This is a genomic window from Streptococcus sp. SP1 (genome assembly GCF_030440005.1).
Taxonomy (GTDB): Bacteria; Bacillota; Bacilli; order Lactobacillales; family Streptococcaceae; genus Streptococcus; species Streptococcus parasanguinis.
The window spans coordinates 32752-55513 of the sequence record NZ_JAQFJJ010000002.1 but is presented as its reverse complement, the minus strand read 5'-3'; the positions used below and the strand labels follow the sequence as shown (position 1 = coordinate 55513).

Annotated in this window: 21 protein-coding genes; 2 read left to right on the top strand and 19 right to left on the bottom strand. The window is 39.8% G+C overall.

Features of this window, described 5'->3' with window-relative positions; translation table 11 throughout:
- Positions 1-20: 20 nt before the first annotated feature.
- From ffh to PCY07_RS01325, 8 genes are all read right to left on the bottom strand, one after another.
- Positions 21-1592 carry a signal recognition particle protein gene (gene ffh, locus PCY07_RS01360; RefSeq protein ID WP_201089168.1) on the bottom strand — a complete coding sequence of 524 codons (1572 nt, stop codon included), beginning with the start codon at positions 1590-1592 and terminating at the stop codon, positions 21-23.
- 31 nt (positions 1593-1623) lie between these two features.
- Positions 1624-1956, bottom strand: a complete 333-nt coding sequence (locus tag PCY07_RS01355; RefSeq protein ID WP_003016592.1) for a putative DNA-binding protein — start codon at positions 1954-1956, stop codon at positions 1624-1626.
- 80 nt (positions 1957-2036) lie between these two features.
- Complete coding sequence (locus PCY07_RS01350; RefSeq protein WP_301355085.1) at positions 2037-2981, bottom strand: 3-oxoacyl-[acyl-carrier-protein] synthase III C-terminal domain-containing protein; 945 nt, start codon at positions 2979-2981, stop codon at positions 2037-2039.
- 12 nt (positions 2982-2993) lie between these two features.
- The gene (locus PCY07_RS01345; protein WP_301355086.1) at positions 2994-4259 is read right to left on the bottom strand and encodes a F390 synthetase-related protein; all 1266 of its coding nucleotides are present in this window, start codon (positions 4257-4259) and stop codon (positions 2994-2996) included.
- Complete coding sequence (locus PCY07_RS01340; protein ID WP_301355087.1) at positions 4225-5052, bottom strand: MBL fold metallo-hydrolase; 828 nt, start codon at positions 5050-5052, stop codon at positions 4225-4227. Before PCY07_RS01340 ends, PCY07_RS01345 begins: the two co-directional genes overlap by 35 nt.
- Positions 5027-6004, bottom strand: coding sequence for an NAD(P)-dependent oxidoreductase (locus PCY07_RS01335; RefSeq protein ID WP_301355088.1), 978 nt, complete (start codon positions 6002-6004; stop codon positions 5027-5029). Before PCY07_RS01335 ends, PCY07_RS01340 begins: the two co-directional genes overlap by 26 nt.
- Positions 6001-7278: a glycosyltransferase gene (locus PCY07_RS01330; protein WP_301355089.1), complete on the bottom strand. Its 1278-nt coding sequence runs from the start codon at positions 7276-7278 to the stop codon at positions 6001-6003. Before PCY07_RS01330 ends, PCY07_RS01335 begins: the two co-directional genes overlap by 4 nt.
- A gap of 240 nt (positions 7279-7518) precedes the next feature.
- Entirely contained in the window at positions 7519-8217 is a 699-nt protein-coding gene (locus PCY07_RS01325; protein ID WP_003016564.1) for a GntR family transcriptional regulator, read from the bottom strand.
- Between the two features lie 128 nt (positions 8218-8345).
- Here PCY07_RS01325 and guaA point away from each other — a divergent pair, with 128 nt between their 5' ends.
- Positions 8346-9911, top strand: coding sequence for a glutamine-hydrolyzing GMP synthase (gene guaA, locus PCY07_RS01320; protein ID WP_301355090.1), 1566 nt, complete (start codon positions 8346-8348; stop codon positions 9909-9911).
- Positions 9912-10240: 329 nt separating this feature from the next.
- Here guaA and PCY07_RS01315 read toward each other — a convergent pair whose 3' ends face one another.
- From PCY07_RS01315 to ptcA, 4 genes are all read right to left on the bottom strand, one after another.
- Positions 10241-11053, bottom strand: a complete 813-nt coding sequence (locus PCY07_RS01315) for a hypothetical protein (protein ID WP_301355091.1) — start codon at positions 11051-11053, stop codon at positions 10241-10243.
- Positions 11054-11156: 103 nt separating this feature from the next.
- Entirely contained in the window at positions 11157-12269 is a 1113-nt protein-coding gene (gene aguA, locus PCY07_RS01310) for an agmatine deiminase (protein ID WP_301355092.1), read from the bottom strand.
- Positions 12270-12308: 39 nt separating this feature from the next.
- On the bottom strand, positions 12309-13667 hold the full coding sequence (locus tag PCY07_RS01305) for an APC family permease (RefSeq protein ID WP_013903609.1): 1359 nt from the start codon (positions 13665-13667) through the stop codon (positions 12309-12311).
- Positions 13668-13730: 63 nt separating this feature from the next.
- Positions 13731-14744, bottom strand: coding sequence for a putrescine carbamoyltransferase (ptcA, locus tag PCY07_RS01300; RefSeq protein ID WP_301355093.1), 1014 nt, complete (start codon positions 14742-14744; stop codon positions 13731-13733).
- Between the two features lie 223 nt (positions 14745-14967).
- On the opposite strand from ptcA, the gene PCY07_RS01295 reads away from it, so the two are divergent.
- Positions 14968-15939, top strand: a complete 972-nt coding sequence (locus PCY07_RS01295; RefSeq protein ID WP_301355094.1) for a response regulator transcription factor — start codon at positions 14968-14970, stop codon at positions 15937-15939.
- 177 nt (positions 15940-16116) lie between these two features.
- Here the strand turns inward: PCY07_RS01295 and PCY07_RS01290 are convergent, their stop codons facing one another.
- The 7 genes from PCY07_RS01290 to prfA all read right to left on the bottom strand — a co-directional run bounded on the left by PCY07_RS01290 (position 16117) and on the right by prfA (position 22759).
- A complete protein-coding gene (locus tag PCY07_RS01290) occupies positions 16117-17127 on the bottom strand; it encodes a DUF1002 domain-containing protein (RefSeq protein ID WP_301355095.1) in 1011 nt (336 codons plus the stop codon).
- 238 nt (positions 17128-17365) lie between these two features.
- Positions 17366-17968: a lysozyme family protein gene (locus PCY07_RS01285; RefSeq protein WP_003007284.1), complete on the bottom strand. Its 603-nt coding sequence runs from the start codon at positions 17966-17968 to the stop codon at positions 17366-17368.
- Entirely contained in the window at positions 17968-18942 is a 975-nt protein-coding gene (locus PCY07_RS01280; RefSeq protein ID WP_301355096.1) for a nucleoid-associated protein, read from the bottom strand. Before PCY07_RS01280 ends, PCY07_RS01285 begins: the two co-directional genes overlap by 1 nt.
- 8 nt (positions 18943-18950) lie before the next feature.
- Positions 18951-20207, bottom strand: coding sequence for a serine hydroxymethyltransferase (gene glyA, locus PCY07_RS01275; protein WP_301355097.1), 1257 nt, complete (start codon positions 20205-20207; stop codon positions 18951-18953).
- A 38-nt stretch (positions 20208-20245) separates the two neighbouring features.
- On the bottom strand, positions 20246-20857 hold the full coding sequence (locus PCY07_RS01270) for an L-threonylcarbamoyladenylate synthase (RefSeq protein ID WP_301355098.1): 612 nt from the start codon (positions 20855-20857) through the stop codon (positions 20246-20248).
- Complete coding sequence (gene prmC / locus PCY07_RS01265) at positions 20850-21680, bottom strand: peptide chain release factor N(5)-glutamine methyltransferase (RefSeq protein ID WP_301355099.1); 831 nt, start codon at positions 21678-21680, stop codon at positions 20850-20852. The genes PCY07_RS01270 and prmC overlap by 8 nt, the downstream gene beginning before the upstream one ends.
- Positions 21680-22759: a peptide chain release factor 1 gene (prfA, locus tag PCY07_RS01260; protein ID WP_014713306.1), complete on the bottom strand. Its 1080-nt coding sequence runs from the start codon at positions 22757-22759 to the stop codon at positions 21680-21682. The genes prmC and prfA overlap by 1 nt, the downstream gene beginning before the upstream one ends.
- Between the last annotated feature and the right edge of the window lie 3 nt (positions 22760-22762).

Below are 22762 nucleotides of genomic sequence, written 5' to 3'. Positions count from 1 at the left end.
CAGGCCCTTATTAGAAACGATTATTTCCGTTTTTTCTTATTTTTGCGCATTTGTTTGGCCATCTTGTTCATCGCCCGTTTCATCATAAATTCACCGGCTTTTCCTTTGAGACCACCGCCAAACATTTGGCTCATGTCAGGCATTCCAGCGCCTCCGCCAAGAGCTGACAAGTCAGGCATGCCACCTTGTCCCATCATGCCTTCGAGGGCAGACATATCAGGCATTCCACCAGGCATATTCTTCGGCATGTTATTTGGATTGAGCCCCATTTGTTTCATCATCTTGTTCATATCACCAGAGAGGACGCCCTGCATCATCTGTTTGGCTTGGTTAAAGTCCTTGATGAATTTATTGACTTCGACAAAGCTATTTCCTGATCCAGCAGCAATCCGACGACGACGGCTTGGATTCAATAGATCTGGATTTTCCCGTTCAGCTGGTGTCATGGATGATACGATCGCACGTTTGCGAGCAATTTCTCGTTCATCGACCTTGAGGTTCTTCATGGCAGGGTTATTGGCCATCCCTGGAAGCATCTTGAGCAAATCTTCCATTGGTCCCATGTTTTGAACTTGATCTAACTGATCAATGAAATCGTTGAAGTCGAAGGTATTTTCCCGCATCTTCTCAGCGAGTTCAAGGGAACGTTTCTCATCGTATTCTTGAGAAGCCTTCTCGATCAGCGTCAGCATATCCCCCATACCGAGGATCCGACCAGACATACGGTCTGGGTGGAAGGTTTCGATATCGGTTATTTTTTCACCAGTACCAGTGAATTTGATTGGCTTCCCAGTAATCTGACGGACAGAAAGGGCCGCACCACCACGGGTATCCCCATCGATCTTGGTCAAGATGACCCCAGTTACTTCGAGTTGTTCATTGAACTCACGCGCCACATTGGCTGCCTCTTGACCAATCATGGCATCGACAACCAAGAGGATTTCGTTTGGCTCGGCAAGGGCTTTGACGTCGCGCAACTCGCCCATGAGTTTTTCGTCGATTTGCAGACGACCAGCCGTATCGATCAAGACATAGTCATTGTGATTGGCTCTTGCCTGCTCCAAACCTTGGCGAACGATCTCTACTGCAGGGACTTCTGTACCAAGTGAGAAGACAGGGACATTGATCTGTTGACCAAGGGTCTTCAACTGGTCGATGGCCGCTGGACGATAAATATCGGCCGCAATCATCAAAGGACGCGCTTTTTCTTCCTTGACTAATTTGTTAGCTAATTTCCCAGCAAAAGTTGTTTTACCAGCCCCTTGAAGACCGACCATCATGATAATGGTTGGAATCTTTGGAGATTTGATAATTTCTGCTGTTTCTGAACCCAAAATCGCAGTCAATTCTTCATCGACAATCTTCACGATTTGTTGGGCAGGGTTCAAGGTTTCGATGACTTCATGACCTACAGCCCGCTCGCGGACCCGTTTGATGAAGTCTTTTACAACAGGAAGGGCAACGTCGGCCTCTAAGAGGGCTAGACGAATCTCTTTGGTCGCTTCTTGGACATCTGCTTCAGAGATTTTCCCTTTCTTACGAAGATTTTTAAAGACGTTTTGTAAACGTTCGGTTAAACTTTCAAATGCCATACTCTTTCTCCTAGTTAAGTCTTATATTTATTTAGTCTCGATTATCGATACTGGAAAGCACAGAAATTTGTTCCTGTAAAAAAGGATCTTCAGGGTATTTTTCAGAAATCTGATCCAAAATTTGACTACGAACAATGTAATCGGAATACATATGGAGTTTCATTTCGTAGTCTTCCAAAATCTTTTCTGTACGTTTAATATTGTCATAGACCGCCTGACGGCTCACTCCAAACTCTTCCGCGATCTCAGCCAAGCTGTAGTCATCTGCGTAATAGAGCTCGATGTAGTTCATCTGCTTGTCCGTCAAGAGCGCTGCATAAAACTCAAAGAGCGCATTCATTCGGTTGGTTTTCTCAATTTCCATACCTTTCATTATATCAAAAAAGCCCGCTAAAGACTAGCGGGACTTGATGCTTTTTGAGCTTGAAATAAGAGGATCTATCATTAGAGTTTCAGTGCCAACATATTGACCGTCATCCCTGCTGCAGTTCCCATCAAAAAGATAGTATCTCCTTCCTTCACATAGCCATGATCCAGTGCATAGGCTAGGCCGAAAGGCACGGCTACCGAAACCATATTTCCATAATCACTGACAATATTGAGGTACTTGTCTTTGCCAACGCCCAATTTGTCCATGACAAGTGGCAAGGCACGGCTTGCTTGGTGAGGAATAATATAGTCTACAACATCTTTAGAAATGCCTGATTTCTCTTGGAATTCTTGGAACATTTCTGGAATAACACGGGCAGAAAGCAAAAGGATTTTCTTCCCTTTCATATCAAACATGAAATCCGTCTTGGTTGCTTCAGAGTACAATTTCGGATGATAAGCTGTCAAACCACCACGAATTTCGGTATCGTGGGCTCCCTCAGACCAGGTACGTTGCATACTGGCAATGATTCCTTTATCTTCCTTTGTTGCTTCAAAGATAAAAGCTGCAGCTCCATCGCTAAACAGTTCAAAGCTTTCTTTTTGTTTAGGATTAAGCCCTAGGCTTCCTACTTCACTAGATACAATCAGAACCCGACGGTATTCACCACCTTCAATCAGATAAGAAACAGTGCTCAAAGCTGATACAAAACTGGTACAAGTTGTATTGATATCCATAGCAGGAATCGTCAGTCCCTTGGCCACGCGCTCATGGATCAGAGCAGCTGTACAAGGAATGGGCTGAACACCAACCGCACTAGCCGAAACCAGGCAGTCGATGTCTGCCATTTCAAGCCCTGCATGGTTTAAAGCCGCTTCAATCGCACGCGCTGCAAGATCAATCTGTGTTTCTTCTCCTTCTTTCACGCGATAGCGAGTCTGGTCTTTGAAAGTAACTGTATGAGATGGAAGCGCAGTTCCATAGCCTTTAATTTGCAAATGTCTTTTTACAGTAGTCATAGGATTCTCCTTTTATTGAAGTCGTTGAACACGTTTTAATTTACGTGTTGGGTCCCATTGGTAATCGATAAATTGAATACTTGGGAGAATGAATTGTTTTTGCTGAGCTAAGAGTTCAAATTGAGCAAAGATCGCTTGCTCCATAGACTCTGTCCGGTGACTCAAGGCAATGGTAATGGATCCATCTGCCAACTGAGTTACTTGATAGTCCTGAATATTTTCGACAAAGAGAATGCACCGCCGAATAAAATCCGGATAGATCATCTGGCTACTACCATCTTCTTTTTTGAAATAGAAGATATCATCTGATCGTCCTTCGATCTTTGCGATTCGAGTAAAGATGGAGCCACAAGGACAAGGGGACTTTTCTTCCACCAGAATATCATTGAGTCGGTAGCGATAGATGGGTTGACTGGTTCGTTTGAAATCCGTAATAATCGGATAAAAGCGGCTATCATCTAGATACTCTTTTTCGACATACAAAATATCTTCGTTAAGATGTAGATTGCCTTCTGAACAGGTACAAGCTAAAAATCCCTCTGTCGCTTGGTAGACCTGATCAACCTTGTCTAGTTGAAAGGTTTTGGCAATGGTCTGAGCATCTCGATCTTCTAGAATCTCTGCGACAGAAACAACCTTGACGGGTTGGATCGCAAGTTGCTGATTGCTGACATAGTTGGCTAACTCAATCAAGGTAGAAGCTGGTGCGACCACAATGGTTGGTTGATAGTCCATGAGACGCTCTAAATGCTCCTTGCTATCCTTGAAAATATCAAAATATTCCAAGCGGATAAGGCCTGAATTAATGGTTTGATAGAGTTCATTATCTGCTCGTAAGAAAAAGGCAATGCGATGACCAAACAGGTTTCCTTTTGGCAACATCTTGGCTAGAATCGCTGCAGCCCACATGCTTCTTTCTTTTTCTGTGGTGACAAAAACTCCTCGGTGGCCGGAAGTCCCAGAAGACAAGCCTACTGCTACTTCTCCATTCATCTCAGTAAAATCTCGCGTCTGTTCTTCGCGAATAGCCATCTCTAAAGCCTGATCTCGATCCACCCCTAGGGTATTGAGTTCATTGAAATGTGTCATCATGAAGGTTTTATCCATGGTCCCAAAGGATTCGGGAGAATGGGTTTGAAAATAGGGGGACTGAGAGGTGATAAAAGCATGGTAGCGTGCCAATTGCTTATCTTGGTATCGCTTCAAGGCCTCTTTTGAACGGAATCGATGACACCATCTAGTTTCAATAAAGGTTTTTAGAAAGACTGTTTTTTTCATTTAAAATCCTTTCAATCCGTTCTTGCGGGTCGTGGCTAACCACAACTTGAATACCATCTTGCAAGAGTGTTTCCAGCAAATCAGCTCCTTTTAAATAAGCCTTCTTATCATCCTGAACCAAGGAAGGAATGAGACGCATTTGCCGTGTGAAAGGCAAGAGGTCTACTCCCCAAGAAAGATCCGCCCCAATAAAGAGCTTGAGCTCATCCAGATAAAGACAGCCTTGCCCTTTCGCATGTCCATCGATAGACGAAACAAGAATGCTCCCATCTCCAAAAAGATCCACAGTCGGGCGGTAAGGGAAAGCAGGATGCCTTTGATTTGCTTTGAGACAAGTCACCCGATCCTTGAAATCAGCTGGCAAAAACTCTTTAAAAATCAGATCTTTTAATTTCGGTTTTTGGTACACCTCATAGACTTCCTGGGTGACAAAGAAATGAGCATTTGGAAAAAGTGCTGCTCCTCCGAGATGATCAGGGTGCAGATGCGAAAGAATCACATAGGAAATGGATGCCGGATCAATCCCACGCTCTTGCAATAAATAATTGATCTGGTCTTCTTTTTTCATCTGCATTGGGGTGGCTAGACGGTACCAGAAATACCGAGCTTTTTTCTTAATCTCGTAGTGATAGCCGGTATCGTACAAAATATAGCCTTTTTCACGATGATGAATCAAAAAGACACCTGCTGGAAATTGCATTTTTTCATTCGGAATCCCTTTAAATAAGAGACCAGAATGACTGCTGCAATAGCCTGCTGGAAAATAATCAATGTGCTTGATCATGTTGGACATAGTTGTCAACCCCTTCTTCAATGGTCATTTTTGGATAGTAGCCAAGTTCAGTTTGAGCCTTTTTAATATCGAGGGTTTGGCTATATCGAAGGAGATAATAGGTATAGCGAGTCAATGGGGGTTCGGCTTTCAGATGAAAGAATCGATACACCCCTTCAAGGCTATAAGCCACACTTGCTACTAGACCTGCTGGAAGTTTCCGATAGCGAATCGGCTCTCCCAATCCCTTTAGTGTGGTTTCGATCAAATACTTAAAGGTCTTTGGTTCCCCATTTGTAATATTATAAACTTGTCCGTGGGCTTCTTTTGCTTCCAGAGCCAAGCGAATGGCTAGGGCAACATTTTCCACACAGGTCATATCCATGAGCTGCTCTCCTCCTCGAATCAAAGGAATTCCAATTTTTCGACTGAGGCGTAAGACACGAGGCAAAATACTGGTATCCCCCACACCAAATAATCCTCTAGGACGCAAGATGATACTTGGCACATCTGAATAGTCAGAAAAAAGTTTTTCAGACGCCAATTTACTTCGGATGTAATTGTTGAGGTGATTTTCTTTGGGAGCATCGCTTTCCTTGATGTTTAATTGGTCTTTTCCAGCTGCGTAAATACTGGGAGAAGATACGTAAACCAAGCGTTTTACCGCATATTCACGGCACAAGTCAAGGACATTTTGAGTGCCAACTACATTCGCCTGATAGAAGGCCTTCCAAGGTCCCCAGGCAGTGGATAAAGCTCCAGCGTGAACCACAGCATCAACAGACTGGAAGGCTTGTCTTAATTCCTCAATAGCGCTCAAATCCCCTTTGATAAATTGGACGCGCTCACCTTCCAGAGCCTTCCCAATTTTTTCGTTTCGGCCAAAGGCTACAATGGAATAATCGTGAGCCAACAACTCATCGATCACATATTTTCCAAGGAAGCCAGTCGCACCTGTTACAAGAATTTTCATAGTTTCCCATCCGTTCCACGTCTTAATAATCGTTGAATCTCAAACTCCAAGGTATCCAACGGCTTGTAGGTTTTTGAAAGTTTGTTTAGTCTTTCTAACTTTTCCCAAGATTCTTTTTCTAATAGGGCCTTAAAACCTGCTTGAATCTCTTCGGTGCGATTGCGATGTGCTTGAAAAGCAATTCCTGCTTCTACTCCTCGAATCGCATAGTCAAATTGGTCATAATCATGTGGCAAGATCAAGGCTGGTTTTTTAAATTCGATACACTGATAAAAGATTCCAGCTCCTCCATGGTGAATGACATAGTCCATCTGCGGAATATATTCTTTGTAGGGTAGATATGAGACAACCGTCACATTTGGCGCTACTTCTTCTTCAGAGAATTCCTTTGCCCCATCTCCAAGAGTGACAAAAAAGTGACATTCTGGATGCTCTTTGGCCAACTGCTTGGTTTGCTGAAGCAAGTTCTCCTTCGCCCAAGGCAACTGGGTTCCACATGTCACGAGTACCTTCGTCTTGTCCTCGTAAGGACTGAGATCTAAAGGATAATCTTCAGCTTTTTCAAGAGAAGTTCCCAAAGGGCCAAGCCACGCATATTGATGAGGGAAGTGTGTTTTCAACTCTAGCTCCATCATCCCAATTCCAAAGATGGCATAAGGAGAGTAGATGGTCTCCACTCCATTTTGATTGTACAACTTGAAATTGTAACGTTTTAAGCGTTTGCGTAAGAGGAAAGCCCCACAGTATTTTCCAATGCGCGTGAGTTTACGGCATAGTGCTTGTACCTTCTCTTCCTTCTTTGTGCGCGCGACTCCCATCCCTCCGAAGAAGCAAGGAGGACCATAAGGAGTTTCGATTGCAAATTGTGTCGCCATGGTGGTAATCCAAGGAATTTCCAACTGTTCAGCCACAAAACCAGCTGATAGAGTGATAAAGTCAGCAATCACAATATCTGGACGATTGACGCGCCACTCCTCTAACAATTGATCCGATACATGATTAATCAAATCCAGACTCTTGGATAATTGCCGATAAGCTGAAAAAAGATTGAGTTTCTTATCGTTATTCGCCGCGCGTTCAAATTCTTCTACTTTGTCCTCTAGAATTGGAACGACAGTGAAGCCAAAACTTTCTGCAACGGCCTTTTTCTGAGGTCCTGTGAAAACCCGGATCTCCATCGAAGGATCATCTAACAAGGGTTTAACGAGATTTAAAGTTGGGTACAGATGCCCGCTCAAGGGAACGGCTACCACATCTATTTTAATTTTTTTCATTTTTTCCTGCCTTATATCTCTTATTAAGCTTTAAAACCTGCTTCTATCTATTAATTCGTAAAAAAAATCAAAAATTGAAGAAAAAATAAAAATTTTTTTAAATTTTTTAAAATATTTCCATTTTGCCTTTACTATCACTATTTAGAAAGAATGTCTTCAACCTAAAAAAGCTCCCAAATGCCAAAGAGAGAAAGTCTCCCAAACATTTGAAGAGTTTTTTTATTACTGTGAATTGCGAGCTTAGTTATTTTCCAAATAAAATTCGAACCGCTCGCCGACATACTGACTTTTTACATACTCAAAAGCCGTCCCATCTTCAAAATAGGAAACCTGTGTCAGACCTAAAATAGCTTGTCCTTTTGAAATCTGTAAATAGTCCGCAATCTTATCCTTGGCCAATCGCGCATAGATGGTCTGGTGCGACTTTCCAATCTTATAGCCATGACGCTCCAAGGTTTGGAAGAAATGGCTGGTAACCTCTTCACGATTGAAATTCTTAATAAATTTCTCTGGAATAGAGGCCACTTCATAAACAACAGGGATCCCATCAGCATACCGGACCCGTTCCATCCGAATGATGGTCTCTGTCTTATCGATGCCCAATTTATCCACTTCTTGGAGGCTAGGAATGGTTTTACGGTAAGATATCACTTGGCTAGAAGGTTCCTTGCCTTGCGATTTCATAATTTCTGTAAAACTGGTTGTGCCCCGCATTTTTTCTTGGACGCGCGTGCTGGTGATAAAGGTACCACTTCCTACCCGTCTTTCAAGCACTCCTTCTTCAACCAGAAGGGTAATAGCCTGCCTAAGCGTCATCCGACTCACCTGAAATTTCTCAGCCAGATCGCGTTCGCTGGGAAGACGCTCCCCGATTTTCCATATTTTTTGATCAATCTCAGACTTAATTTGATCATGAATTTGAATGTAAGCTGGAATCATAACCTTGCTCTTTCTCTGTGTTATCTCTATTGTAGCGTAAAATTCCTAATTCTTCAATCAGAGATTGGTAAAGACAAGGCTTTTGTGTTAGAATAGAGGAAAGTAAATTTCTTTAAGAAGGGGATAAGATGACAAACCTATCAACTGATTTGCATGATGTTGAAAAAATCATCGTGCTTGACTACGGTAGCCAATACAATCAGCTTATTTCACGTCGGATTCGTGAAATTGGAGTCTTCTCAGAATTGAAGAGCCATAAGATTTCTGCTGATGAAGTTCGTGCAATCAATCCAGTTGGGATCGTTCTTTCAGGCGGACCAAACTCTGTATACGAGGAAGGTTCTTTTGATATCGATCCTGAAATTTTCGAACTCGGTATTCCAATCCTTGGAATCTGTTACGGAATGCAATTGTTGACCCATAAATTGGGCGGGAAGGTCGTTCCTGCAGGTGATGCTGGTAACCGCGAATATGGTCAATCTGAATTGACTTTGACAGAATCTTCTGCTCTTTTTGCTGGCACACCAGACAAACAATTGGTCTTGATGAGCCATGGGGATGCTGTTACAGAAATTCCGACTGACTTTATCCGCACTGGTACTTCTGCCGACTGTCCATTTGCATCGATTGAAAATCCAGACAAGAAAATCTACGGAATCCAATTCCACCCTGAGGTTCGTCACTCTGTTCACGGTTATGACATCCTGCGTAACTTTGCCTTGAACATCTGTGGGGCTAAAGGTGATTGGACCATGGACAACTTCATTGACATGCAGATCAAAAAAATCCGTGAAACCGTCGGAGACAAACGTGTCCTTCTTGGTCTTTCAGGTGGTGTTGACTCTTCCGTTGTTGGGGTTCTCCTTCAAAAAGCCATCGGCGATCAATTGATCTGTATCTTTGTAGACCACGGTCTTCTTCGTAAAGGAGAAGCTGACCAAGTTATGGAGATGCTTGGTGGCAGGTTTGGTTTGAACATAGTCAAAGCAGATGCTGCAAAACGTTTCCTTGATAAGTTAGCTGGAGTATCTGATCCTGAGAAAAAACGGAAGATCATTGGTAACGAGTTTGTTTATGTCTTTGATGACGAAGCAAGTAAGCTCAAAGATGTGAAATTCTTGGCACAAGGAACTCTCTACACTGACGTGATCGAGTCTGGTACGGATACTGCTCAAACCATCAAGTCTCACCACAACGTTGGTGGACTTCCAGAAGATATGCAGTTTGAACTGATCGAGCCACTCAACACTCTTTATAAAGATGAAGTTCGTGCGCTTGGTACTGAGCTTGGTATGCCAGACCACATCGTATGGCGCCAACCATTCCCAGGCCCAGGTCTTGCCATCCGTGTTATGGGAGAAATCACTGAAGAAAAACTCGAAACCGTTCGTGAATCAGACGCTATCCTCCGTGAAGAAATCGCCAAAGCTGGTCTTGACCGCGATATCTGGCAATACTTCACTGTCAACACAGGCGTTCGTTCTGTTGGGGTTATGGGTGATGGCCGTACCTACGACTACACTATTGCCATCCGTGCTATCACTTCTATCGATGGAATGACAGCTGACTTTGCGAAGATTCCATGGGAAGTCCTCCAAAAAATCTCAGTCCGTATCGTAAACGAAGTTGACCACGTCAACCGCATCGTCTACGATATCACAAGTAAACCACCTGCAACTGTAGAGTGGGAATGATTTATAAACATGATTTGAAGTGAAAAGGTTGTTTTAACAGCACTTTAGGTTATTATAAAGGTTAAAAATCAATCAAAATTGATTGTTTCCCCACCAAAAGCCCCACCAGAAACTGATCTGATAGGGCTTTTTAGTTTTAGGATGTAAAAACGCAAATTATAGTTTCTTCTCTATAAGAAGAATGAAAAATTTCATCATATCTCGTTTTGAGACTGGGAAATTAAACAATAATGTAGTAAATTGTGTAAAAGAAATAAATCCCTTATAGAGTGATCTTTCGCAAATCTACTAAAAGGGATTTATTTCTTTTTATGTTTACATAACTCCTCCTACACTATCTTAACTTTTGTTATAGCTGTTTCTACTATTGTTCCATCATCAATTATCAACAATTCTACAAAAGAAATCGCTAAATAATTTATATCTAAATCATATCTTTTTTCAAGTTTATTAGTATAATCTATATTCTCCTTAAAAATAATATTTTTTTCTTTATCATATATATAAACACTAATTATAGCGCTATTAGAATATCCATTTAATAAGCAATCAATGGTTAATGTCGATTTATTAGAATTTTGACTATTTCCTAATACAGTATTAAAATCATATACATGTAGTTTAGGAGTACTATAAATAATGCTCTCCGAAATATTGTCTAAGATTGAATCTACCGTTGAATCTAGCATCACATTATTGTTTTGTTTTTCTTCTTCAATAGAGCATACCTTTATTTTAAGTTCATTTTCCTCCAAACATAGTAAATTTGTAATTTCAAACTCTATAGACTGTTCAAGTCCCTTTGAAAATCCAACAAAGACCCCATTCATCCAAATATACACGGGAAGATTTAAGCTTTTCATTTTCAAGAAAATATTTTTAGTAATTAATTTATCTTCACCTTTAAAATGATTAAATAAAGTTAACAATGTAGGTTCGACATCACCATTTTTTTCATTGAAATCTGATTTCGTGTAAGTCCAATTTCTGCTTAAGTGCATCTTATCTATTTGATAATAGTCTAGTTGATTTATATCTACATATTTATCAAAATAATAATGCTCAGAGTGTTCAGGCAATTGATTGACTCCTGTTATAGCAGAATTTTTCAACCAGCTATATTCTACTTTAATATTTTTCATCTCTAATACCTCTTAGTAAAGCAATTTATCTTCATATTCCTCCGTCTATTTAATGCGATATATTAGAAAAAAACAGAGTCTGCTTTACCAGACTCTGCATATGTTATTTCGTTGCTGGTTGTTGCTGTGTAATACAGTGAATATTACCACCACCATATGCAATCTCTGTAGTTTCAACTCCAACAACTTTACGATCAGGGAACATCGCTTGCACTTGTTTAACCGCCAATGCATCGTTCTCATCACCATATTGAGGGAGAATAATTCCTCCATTAACTATTAAGAAATTCAAATATGATGCAATTGCAACTTCTCCTTCCTCTCTTGGAATAGCCCCTTCAGAGAAATCAATCGTATCTGCATCTTTAAGATAGCATGGCTTCTTAGTAACACACATTTTATGTACTTTTAACTTTCTGCCTTTTGCATCTGTTTGTTCACTTAGAAAATCAAACGCAGCTTTTGCTTCCTTATAGAAAGGATGGTTCTCATCTTCAGTGTAAATACATGCAACTTCTCCAGGTTTTACAAAACATGCTACATCATCAATATGACCATTCGTTTCATATGGGTCAATACCATCTTTCACCCAAATTACTTTTTCACAATTCAAATAATCTTTTAACTTTTGTTCAATTTCTTCTTTTGACAAATGTGGGTTTCGACTTGGATGAAGAAGACACATTTCAGTAACCATCACTGTACCTTCACCATCAACGTGAATTGATCCACCTTCTAAAACAAAATCATCTGTTTTATAAGAATCAGTATTTGTTAATTCACAAACTTTTCTTGCAACAAGCGCATCTTGATCCCAAGGGAAATAGAGTCCATCTACTAAACCACCCCATGCATTGAATTCCCAATCTACTGCACGACGTTCACCTTTATCATTTATAAGAAATGTAGGACCACAGTCGCGAATCCACGAATCATCATTTGTCATCTCGATTACTCTTATATTTTCACAATTAAGAGCAGATACACGAGCTATAGCATTTTCAAATTGAAGAGGTGGTACACAAAGTGAGACTGGCTCAAATTCACTAATAGCTTTAGCAACATCTAAAAATGCTTTTTGAGCCGGTTTAGCTCCTAGACGCCAATTATCATTTCGCCATGGCCATAACATCCAAATTTGTTCTTGTTCTTCGAATTCTCCTGGCATTCGAAATCCATCTACTTTAGGGGTTGTACCCAAAATACGTTTAGACATCTCAAGTCCTCCTTTTGTTGTATTGGTATTTAGTTACTATCATTTTTTGATTTTTTTCACACGAATAATTACTTCACCTAAGATAAGACAAATTAATGAACCGATAGTTACAGGTAATTTATCAGCTAATGTTACTTCGTCAAAAGATAATGGGAATGCTGTAAATAAAAGCGAGATCAAAATCATAATAATTGGAATCACAACCATAATTTTTAAAATAAGATCACTTCCTCCTACTTTAAAAGGTCGAGGGGTTTCTGGATCAATTTTTCTTAACTTATAAAATGCTGGAAAAACTGGTATATAAGAAAGTAGGAACATAACAAGGTTCAATGAGAAGAACGCCCAAAACAGATCCTGATTTGGCAATATTGGTGCAATGACTACTACAAATGTTGCAACAAAACCATTTGCTAAAGCTGATCCAATTGGCATGTTATTCTTTTTACTACGTTTTGCAAAAAACTTCGGCATATCTCCATTTTCAGCAGCATAACATGCCGTGTTATTCACTCCTAATGACCATGAAATCATATTTCCAAAAAGAGTTAGTAAGAACAGAAATGCCATTAAAATTATAAACCATCCATTTTCTGATCCGGTCAAAAGTTTAAAGCTGTCCATCATACCACTACTAGTAGAAATTTTATCAACTGGAATCGCTACCCCAATACCAAATGCAGAAAATATATAAATAGCCGCAATAACTAGACCTGCAACAATTATAGATTGAGGTATTTGTTTTTTAGGATTCTCCATATCATCCGCACACGTACAAATAACTTCAAAACCAAGTAGATTAAAAATAATAACAGAAATAAATGATAGACTGTTTAAATCAAATGATGGTAAAAGTGAATCCAACGTAATTTTATTAGCCATTCCTTTTGTAAAGGCAATGTATAATCCCAAGACTCCTACTAATAGTGCTAATATCATCTTTATAATTGCCGCACCATTGAGGATCCATACGCTATCACTTGCGGGATAAAAGCTTATCCATATAATCAACCAAATAAATACAAGTTCAATTAATAATGTCCAGAACATCGAAAACTCAACACCTGTAATCGTTGTCAACAACCCAGGAGTCATAACAGCTAGTGATGCTAACCACAATGGAAAATTAATCCAATAATACCAGGAGGTCCTTGAGCCCCATCGGTGTCCAAACGCCTTCGTCACCCAATCATAGATTCCACCATCACCTATATAAGTAGTACCTAATTCAGCTGAAATCAATCCGTATGGTAACAAAAAAGCAATTAATAAAAATAACCACCAAAAGAATTGAGAATTCCCAATCGCCGCAACTGGAGCTGCAGCTTCTGCAACAAATACTACACATATTACAGTTAATACTGTAGTAAACAAACTAAATTTTTTCTTTTCTTCCATTTTTTTCTCCTTCCTTTAAGAGGAGAGTTATAACATCGTCAATTTAAAGCAAATTAACCCTTTTTATTTTAAAAATAATTCCAGTTCTGCTTTAGCTACAGATTGTTTTTCAAGGTCATATGGATGACGTTTTTCAAAATCACGAAGTAGATAAACTAAGATACCTCGCATTGAAGTTAGACGATTTTCCGCCTCATCAAAACAAACCGAATTTGGCCCATCCATCACTTCATCAGACACTTCTTCGCCACGTGTAGCAGGTAAACAGTGCATGAATTTACAATTTTCTCCTGCTTTTGCCATCATCTCTGAATCAACATGATATTTAGGATAGAAAACCTTCATACGTTCTTCTTCTGATAATTCCGCTTCATATAGGCCATACCATACATCAGTGTATAAGAAATCTGCACCAGTAATTGAATCTATATCATCAGTTACTAAATATTTACCACCTGATAGTTTACAAATTTCATCATATTTTGACTTATGCATATCATTTAATTGGAATCCCTTCGGACCGAAGTGAACAAACTCCATACCCATTTTCAATGTAATTAATCCTAAAGAGAAGCATACTTGAGTTGCATCTCCTACAAATACTACTTTACAATCTTCTAATTTTTTTCCTTTCGGCAAATTTTCAATAATCGTAATCAGATCTCCTAATTCTTGTGTAGGATGGTTATAATCACTCATACCATTAATTACTGGTACTTGAGAAAATTTTGCTAAATCAACTACACTCTTATGACGCTCAACACGTGCCATTATAATATCTGTTAAGCGAGAAACCACGGTTGCTGTATCTTCTAGTGTTTCGTGTCCTCCTAGTTGAATTTGACCAGGTGCTAAATATTGTGCGTGCCCTCCAAGTTGAGTCATAGCGGTTTCAAAAGAAATCCGTGTTCTTGTAGATGATTGTTGAAAAATCATACCTAGAGTTTTATTTTTCAACAAAGGTGGGTAATACCCATTTTTAATACAAGCTTTAATCTTAAGAGATAGCTCAGCCATTTCTAAAAGTTGCTCTTTAGAGAACTCTTCTGTTGTAATATAATCAATTTTATTGCTCATAATTGAGACCTCCTGTGTTGTTATGCTTTAATGATATTGCAAAATTTTATAGTTTGCGATAAACTTAAAGGTGTAAACCCACTTTTTTAAAAGTTTAAGTACTAAACCCAGTATTTATGCTTTTAAAAATGTAATGCTATTTTAAATATAAACTCCCTATTTTATTGCTTTTAAATAAAGTTTAGAGTCTTAATTAGTTTCACAGAATAAATGGAGGCTAAATATGATTGAAATAGTTTATATATACAATGTATTTTTAATTATACTGTATACTTTGACCCTTGGTATTGTATTGACCTATTCTTTAAACTCAGAAAAAGATAAAAAATACTTATTTTTTGTAGTCGGTTTATATCTTGTTTTTTTTATTTTTGATAATCTGATCCTATCAATGACAGAAATAATTAAAGATTTCGGAAACACATATAACCAACACTTTCTGGGAGTTCCATTTGTTAAAACTGTCATATATCTTGTTAATAATATTTGTCAGTTTTGGATAGTTGCTAGACTGAGGAAAGAAACACCTTTATTAACCCACTATTGCCTTATTTCTATTACTTTTATATGGATGGCTTTTCCGATTCTAAACAATTCTCCATTAAGAGTTTTTATGTACTATTTACCCAATCAGCTTCTTTTGATTTATACTGGTATATATGCGAGACGAAATCTAATATCTTTAAATATTAGTAGCAGAAATAAAAATTACTTAAAAACTATTTCAAATATCGGAGTGCTATTTGGCATTTTAATTATCTTGGAAGATTTATTTGTAATTTTTAATATAGATTCGTATGACTTGTTGAATCTACGAATTCAAAATAGAAATATGTGTGAAGACATGTTTACTATTGCTGTTTGTTATTTAATAATCAAATATATTCTTTCTGATTGGAAAGCTATTTCTAATGCAGAAGAACAATTATGTTCATTTGATAAATCCCCAAAAATTGACAACCCTAGTACACTAGATCTATTCTCTGAAAAACTTCATTTAACTGAACGTGAAAAAGAAATTATTCCTCTACTTCTTGAACACAAAAACAATCAGGAAATTGCGGATCAATTGTTTCTTTCAGTTGGAACTGTGAAGACACATGTACACAATATTTTTATAAAACTTGAGATCACTAAACGAAATCAACTTTTCGAAGTATATAATTCCTTTGAAAACGAACATCCTGAGCAATAATTGTGTCATAGTCCCGACTTTCAAAGATAGAAATAAAAAAAAGGTCCCCAGTGGACCTTTTTTTCACTAGCTTAAAATTAGAATTTAGCAACCCTAAAAATGTCTTATAAAATATAAGAATCATTAAACACACAAAAAGCACTCTGACTTATTGTCTGCAGTGCTTTCGTGCTATTTTTAGCCAACTAAACCACTAAAGAATTTGACAATGGCATTCCAGATGGCTCCGAAGAAGCCAGCAATGGCATTCCACGCATTTGTGAAGAAGTTTCCACTGTCTTTTAGAATAGCATTTGTATCAAAATTGAGATTGATATTATTAAAGGTATCGCCTGCCTTGTCTACGATACTATCTTTCAAGTCAGACAAGGTCTTCGTAAAGCTTTTGCTACTGATAACACTACTCTTTGAGAGGTTGACTGCGAAATTCACGATCAAATTAATCTGATCACCTGTCACAGTTGTATCCAGCTTATAATTTTTCAGGGTTTCTTCGACGATCTTTCGAATATCATCCTTGCTTAAATCCTGATTGTTCTGTTTGGCATTGGCTACTGCTGTTTTAATGTCGGTCAATGCTACGTTTAACTTATCCGCATCGAAGTTTTTCTTACCAGCGTTTTCTTCATTGATTCCGGATAGAGTCTTTAACTCTTCTTGGGCTAGATCCTTGCTTTCTTGAGAAACCTTGGCACCATTTTTCTCAAGCGAGTAATAAATACCAGCCAAGGCACTTTCACCGGTCACCTGGATAGGGGAAGCTACTGTAATTTGAGCATGCTCCAATCCAAGTGTAACGGCTGCATTACGATACATATCTGCAGTGACCTTGGTGATGTTTTGAGGTGTCACGATATTCACTTCTAGTGGCTTATTTTTGCCTAATTTTTGAATTTTAACAGAGGAATACAGTTCTAAACTGTCATCGTTGGCAACGTTCATAATCGAAGAATAAACCTCTGGTGTCATGGTCTTCCACTCCTCTTTATCATTCGAACTATCGTAGTTCAAGAGACTCAAGGTTTGCTCGATTTGACTTTGGTCCAGCGAATAGCCCAAAACATAGTCTGGCTTGACATAGGTTTCATCAATGACTTTCTGCACATTGCTATCTGCGGAAACCCGCGGGATAGCGGTAAACAAGGCCAAAGTCGTCGTTACAAACAATGCAATCTTCTTTAATTTCATCTTTTTCTTCTTTCTAATTCAAATCAACTCTGGGCATCTCTTATAACCTTTCTCACCTCACTAGAGATGAAAAAAGAAGTAAATAAAGAGTTTACCCACTTCGATTTTCATTATACAGTTGATTTCTTAAAACTAGCTTACAGTTCTTTTAAGAATGCATGACATTTTTATTATCCCTCAAAATCGGAGGCGGAACTGATCAGCTAAAAAAAGAGCCAATCGGCTCTCTGGAAAATGATTAAAACCATGAAAATAACTTCATAATCGTCATATTGGTTTCTACCAAACGGGAATAATAAATATTGCCACCATTAATGTAGAGTTCCATCCCGTTTAAAAGAGAGATAGGGTGGAGGTAAAGATAAGTTTCACCGGTTACATTGCCAAGACTTGGCGCTACCACATCCCGCGAATAAGCGCGGGCCAACTCTAAGGAATTTGTTCCACCGTGTTTTGCGACGTAATCGATGTAGTCTTTCCCAAAATTATAGGCTTGAACCGCAGTCCAGCTATCAACGCCTTTTTTCTTGGCTTCTTTTAACTCATCTGAAAGAGTTTGAATTCCTTGGCGAATACTGGCCTTATTATCACTAATAGTATTGGTCTCACCACTTGCACTCTCACTCGCCTGCATGACATCGTCTTCTCTGCCTTTGGTCTCAGTATAGATCATAGCAAGAATGAGGTTTTCATTGGCCGTGGTGTCCTCCTCAGCAAGGACTTCTCTAACCAGGGAGCGGTACTGCATGACTTGTTTAACATCATGGTGGATCTGAATTCCCTTGTAGATTCCAAATATTAGTAAGATGAATAAGAAGATCTTCACTATACGTTTAATCATTATTTACTCTGTATATCCTCAATATTTTTGATCAAAATAGAATAGGTCCCGTTATCGTTTAGAATAAATTCAACAGATTCTGCATCTTCATAGACATTATTCGGAACGATCAGTTCAATTCCATTTGACAATGACAATTTCTGATTTTCGAACTTCTTCAACTGGCGACTTGCATCAATCTCTTCAAAGGTGACAGGCTCTGGTACAGCTTCTTTAACTTGGTCAATAAAACTAAGGCGAGCTGTCAGATTGTCGTCGAAGAGATCATCCGCTAATTTCTCAGGAGAGAGTTTATTTTCTTCCTCAATATGGTTAAAAATAGCTGATTTAACCTTTGATTGAAATTGAAAATCATCTGTGTTAAAGCTTTCCGCAATCTTCTGGGCTGTTTTTTCTAGTGCCTTGATCGATTTTTTAGGAGAGATCTTGGGTTGCGCCTGCAACAGATTCTCAGAAAAATAGTTCAAGAACGTCCCATTGTACTTGATCCGTTTTTCAATCAAGTGGTATTTGCGGCTTTGAAGATTGATGACCAAAGCTTCATCTGCACCAGTCCCAAAACCAGGTAGATTATTTTGCGTCAGCTTAATCGGATTGTCCACTTCACCGCCAAGATGCGTCAAGGTTTCCCGTAAGGCGATCCGAAGAAAGGCAAAATGGTCCACCCCTTCTTTTGAGAATTGAATGAACACCAAATCGTTGGTCTTTTGATTCTCAGAGACGAAAAATTCTTCCTTCCAACGATTCGCTACTGCGACTGAAGTTTCTAATAGGTCATCTGAGATCATCTCAAGAAAAGGATTGTCCTCTTCGAAAATACCGGTTCTGGCTTCATCGGAGTAGACCCGTTCAATCTTCTTACGCAAGTATTCCTCGATTTTAGGTGTGATATTGAGAAATTTATCTGCCAGATAGAGATCGGTATCGTCTGGGCTAAATTGATGAATAATGGCTTTTTTTACGTAAATATCCATAGGATGGTTTAGTCCTCATAAAGTGGAAAGGCGTCTGTCAAGGCTTTGACTTGGCTACGCACTTCGTCTAATATTTCTTGCTTATCTGCATTCTTCAGCGCTTTGATCATGAGTTCAGCAACGGTGCGACTTTCTTTTTCACCAAAACCACGAGCGGTGATGGCTGCTGCACCAATCCGAATCCCACTGGTCTTAAATGGAGACAAGGTTTCATAAGGAATAGAGTTCTTGTTGAGGGTGATATTGACTTCATCCAACAAGTTTTGCGCCACTTTTCCGTTTTCAACGACTTTAGTGACGTCGACAAGGAAAAGGTGGTTCTCTGTTCCGCCTGAAATAACGCGGAAATCAGGATCTTGCAAGAAGACATCAGCCATGGCCTGACTGTTCTTAATCACGTTAACTGCATACTCTTTAAAGGCAGGATCCAGCGCTTCTTTGAAAGCGACAGCTTTGGCTGCAATGACATGCTCCAACGGTCCTCCTTGAATACCAGGGAAAATAGCAGAGTTTATTTTCTTAGCTAATTCCTCATCATTGGTCAAGATCAGACCTCCACGAGGTCCACGAAGGGTCTTGTGAGTGGTCGTTGTCGTGATATGGGCATAAGGAACCGGACTTGGATGAAGACCTGCTGCCACGAGACCAGCAATATGGGCCATATCGACCATGAGCTTGGCTCCTACTGCATCTGCAATCTCACGGAATTTTGAGAAATCAATGATATGAGAGTAGGCTGAGGCACCAGCAACGATGAGTTTTGGCTTCACTTCTTGGGCTTGTTTTAGGATGGCATCAAAATCCAAGAGCTCTGTTTCAGGATCTACACTATAGGACACAAAGTTATAGGTTTGACCAGAGAAGCTCACAGAAGCTCCGTGCGTCAAATGCCCACCGGCAGCTAGATCCATCCCCATGACGGTATCACCAGGCTCAATCAAGGCCATATAGGCAGCACAGTTTGCCTGACTTCCTGAATGCGGTTGAACGTTCGCAAATTTAGCCCCAAAGATTTCTTTGGCCCGTTCGATCGCGAGACTTTCGACCACATCGACCACATCTGTCCCGCCATAGTAACGACGACCAGGATAGCCTTCGGCATATTTATTGGTCAGAATAGACCCTTGAGCAGCCATCACTGCCTTAGAGACGACATTTTCAGAAGCAATCAACTCAATATTGTTTTGTTGACGCTCTTCCTCTTTAGCGATCGCATTCCATAGGTCTGCATCATAAGCTTTGTAATCTTCTTTATCAAAAATCATCGGTCTACTCCTTTATAAAAAATTATTTATGTACATTATCACTGAGGAAGTTCATCTTCCTCAAAAGAAAGCTCCGGCACTTGTGCAAGCAAATCAGCTTTTGTAATCAAACCTTGCCGCAAAATCCTGGCTTTGGAACCAGAAATATCCAAAATAGTTGAATCTTGGCCTGTCAGAAAGTCATCATCCTCTATACCAGGAACCACTTGATCAAATTCGCTTACAATAGCCCTATACTTTGTTCCACTTGCATGACCTGAAAGATTGGCAGAGGGACCAACCAAAGGGCCGTATTTACGAATTAAATCCAATGTCTTTGGGTGAGCCGGTATACGGAAACCAACTGTATCCAAGCCTAAATGAATCCAGTCTGGTACCTTGTCATTCGCCTGAAGAATAATAGTCAGAGGCCCTGGCAAAAATGAATCAATCAGTTTTGTTAAATAGCTAGGTTGATTTTTCGAATAAAGTCGAATTTCTTTTTCGTCGGCTACATTTAAATTCAGAGCCTTGTCTCTCGGTCTACGTTTTAATTCGTAAATATAATCAACTGCCTCTTGGTCCAAAGCTTTAGCGAAAATACCATAGACTGTTTCAGTTGGCAGAATAACCGCACGGCCTGCTTCTAATTCTTTCTCAATGTTATCCATTGTCTACTACTACCATTCTATCTTGTCCAAATTGGTCTTTCAGAACGCGAACTCGTTTGTCAGGAAACGCTTCTCGAAAGAGCTCTTTTACTTTGGCTCCTTGCTTATAGCCAATTTCTAGATAGATCTTTCCGTCTGGTGTTAAAACACTTGGTGCTTGCTGGGCAATCTTTTCGTAGATAGCATATCCATCACGATCCGCAAAAAGTGCTAAGTGGGGTTCAGAGGCTAAAACATTGGCTCCAACCTCTTCTACATCATCCCGGGAGATATAGGGAGGGTTGGACACTATCAGGTCATAAAGACCTTCTAGTTCGTCCAGTACATCTGACGACTTGAATTCAAGGACAGCTTCTAATTGCTTGGCATTTTCTTGAGCTAGGGCTAAAGCATCTTCTGAGACATCACTAGCTTGAACCTGCCAGGTAGGTCTAGCAAGGGCTAAGCTAATCGCAATGGCCCCACTTCCTGTACCAATATCCAGAACTCGTAAGGCTTTCTCATCGTTTTCTTCGAGAATGAGAGCCACCAACTCCTCTGTCTCTGGTCGTGGAATCAGCACGCGCTCATCAACTTTAAAAACATGGCCACAGAATTCTGCACTACCAATAATATACTGGGCAGGGACGTGATGTTTCAACTGTTCAAAAATGGAATCAAGCAAGGCCTGATCCTCTACTTCCACTTCTTTTTGCAAAGCAAGGACAAAGTCTGTAAAGGTCCAGTTTTTTAAAGCACGATACGCGAAGGAGAGGCTTTCTGCTTCCTCTCCAACGGCTATTAATTCTTCTTCATATTGGGCTAATAATGATCCCAACAACATTATTTATTCAACTCTTCTAATTTTTGAGTTTGATCATACAAGACCAAAGCATCTACCACTTCATCTAATTTACCAGATAAGATGGTGTCCAATTTTTGAAGGGTCAAGCCAATCCGGTGATCAGTCACACGGTTTTGAGGGAAGTTGTAGGTCCGGATCCGCTCTGAACGATCACCAGTCCCGATAGTAGACTTCCGCTCAGCATCTTGCTCGTCTTGGGCAATCTGAGCAAAGTGGTCAGCCACACGCGCACGGATGATCTTCATGGCTTTTTCACGGTTCTTCTGTTGCGTCCGTTCTTCTTGCATCTCTACCTTGATATTGGTCGGCAAATGGACGATACGAACGGCTGTTGCGACCTTGTTGACGTTCTGTCCACCCGCACCAGATGCGTGGTAGATATCAATCCGAAGGTCTTTCGGATCAATGTCATACTCGACTTCTTCGATTTCTGGCATGACCAGAACTGTTGCTGTAGAGGTATGGACACGACCTTGGCTTTCAGTCACAGGAACGCGTTGTACTCGGTGGGCACCAGATTCATACTTGAGTTTTGAATAAACCGATTGACCAGAAACCATGGCTACGACTTCTTTGATCCCACCAACGCCATTGTAGGAAGCTTCCATGACTTCAAAGCGCCAACCTTGGCTTTCCGCGTATTTTTGGTACATTTGTAAGAGGTCACCAGCAAACAACTGGGCTTCGTCTCCTCCTGCTGCTCCACGGATTTCCAAGATAATGTTCTTGTCATCGTTTGGATCTTTTGGAAGAAGTAAGATCTTCAATTTTTCTTCGTATTCTTCCTTTTCGGTCTTAGCATCCTTAAGTTCTTGCTTGGCCATTTCTTCCAAGTCCGCATCGCCACCTGCTTCCTTAATCATTTCCTCAGCGTCAACAATGTTTTGAAGGACTTGCTTGTACTCTCGGTAGGCTGTCACCGTATCACGCGTGGAAGCTTCTTCTTTTGAAAGCTCCATAAAGCGTTTGGTATCAGAGACCACATCTGGGTCACTCAATAATTCTCCTAACTCTTCGTATCGGTCTTCTACAGCTTGTAGTTGATCATAGATATTCATGTT

Coding starts and splice junctions, on each gene's coding strand:
- ffh (WP_201089168.1), bottom strand. CDS start 1,592: ATGGCATTTGAAAGTTTAACCGAACGTTTACAAAACGTCTTTAAAAAT.
- PCY07_RS01355 (WP_003016592.1), bottom strand. CDS start 1,956: ATGGAAATTGAGAAAACCAACCGAATGAATGCGCTCTTTGAGTTTTAT.
- PCY07_RS01350 (WP_301355085.1), bottom strand. CDS start 2,981: ATGACTACTGTAAAAAGACATTTGCAAATTAAAGGCTATGGAACTGCG.
- PCY07_RS01345 (WP_301355086.1), bottom strand. CDS start 4,259: ATGAAAAAAACAGTCTTTCTAAAAACCTTTATTGAAACTAGATGGTGT.
- PCY07_RS01340 (WP_301355087.1), bottom strand. CDS start 5,052: ATGTCCAACATGATCAAGCACATTGATTATTTTCCAGCAGGCTATTGC.
- PCY07_RS01335 (WP_301355088.1), bottom strand. CDS start 6,004: ATGAAAATTCTTGTAACAGGTGCGACTGGCTTCCTTGGAAAATATGTG.
- PCY07_RS01330 (WP_301355089.1), bottom strand. CDS start 7,278: ATGAAAAAAATTAAAATAGATGTGGTAGCCGTTCCCTTGAGCGGGCAT.
- PCY07_RS01325 (WP_003016564.1), bottom strand. CDS start 8,217: ATGATTCCAGCTTACATTCAAATTCATGATCAAATTAAGTCTGAGATT.
- guaA (WP_301355090.1), top strand. CDS start 8,346: ATGACAAACCTATCAACTGATTTGCATGATGTTGAAAAAATCATCGTG.
- PCY07_RS01315 (WP_301355091.1), bottom strand. CDS start 11,053: ATGAAAAATATTAAAGTAGAATATAGCTGGTTGAAAAATTCTGCTATA.
- aguA (WP_301355092.1), bottom strand. CDS start 12,269: ATGTCTAAACGTATTTTGGGTACAACCCCTAAAGTAGATGGATTTCGA.
- PCY07_RS01305 (WP_013903609.1), bottom strand. CDS start 13,667: ATGGAAGAAAAGAAAAAATTTAGTTTGTTTACTACAGTATTAACTGTA.
- ptcA (WP_301355093.1), bottom strand. CDS start 14,744: ATGAGCAATAAAATTGATTATATTACAACAGAAGAGTTCTCTAAAGAG.
- PCY07_RS01295 (WP_301355094.1), top strand. CDS start 14,968: ATGATTGAAATAGTTTATATATACAATGTATTTTTAATTATACTGTAT.
- PCY07_RS01290 (WP_301355095.1), bottom strand. CDS start 17,127: ATGAAATTAAAGAAGATTGCATTGTTTGTAACGACGACTTTGGCCTTG.
- PCY07_RS01285 (WP_003007284.1), bottom strand. CDS start 17,968: ATGATTAAACGTATAGTGAAGATCTTCTTATTCATCTTACTAATATTT.
- PCY07_RS01280 (WP_301355096.1), bottom strand. CDS start 18,942: ATGGATATTTACGTAAAAAAAGCCATTATTCATCAATTTAGCCCAGAC.
- glyA (WP_301355097.1), bottom strand. CDS start 20,207: ATGATTTTTGATAAAGAAGATTACAAAGCTTATGATGCAGACCTATGG.
- PCY07_RS01270 (WP_301355098.1), bottom strand. CDS start 20,857: ATGGATAACATTGAGAAAGAATTAGAAGCAGGCCGTGCGGTTATTCTG.
- prmC (WP_301355099.1), bottom strand. CDS start 21,680: ATGTTGTTGGGATCATTATTAGCCCAATATGAAGAAGAATTAATAGCC.
- prfA (WP_014713306.1), bottom strand. CDS start 22,759: ATGAATATCTATGATCAACTACAAGCTGTAGAAGACCGATACGAAGAG.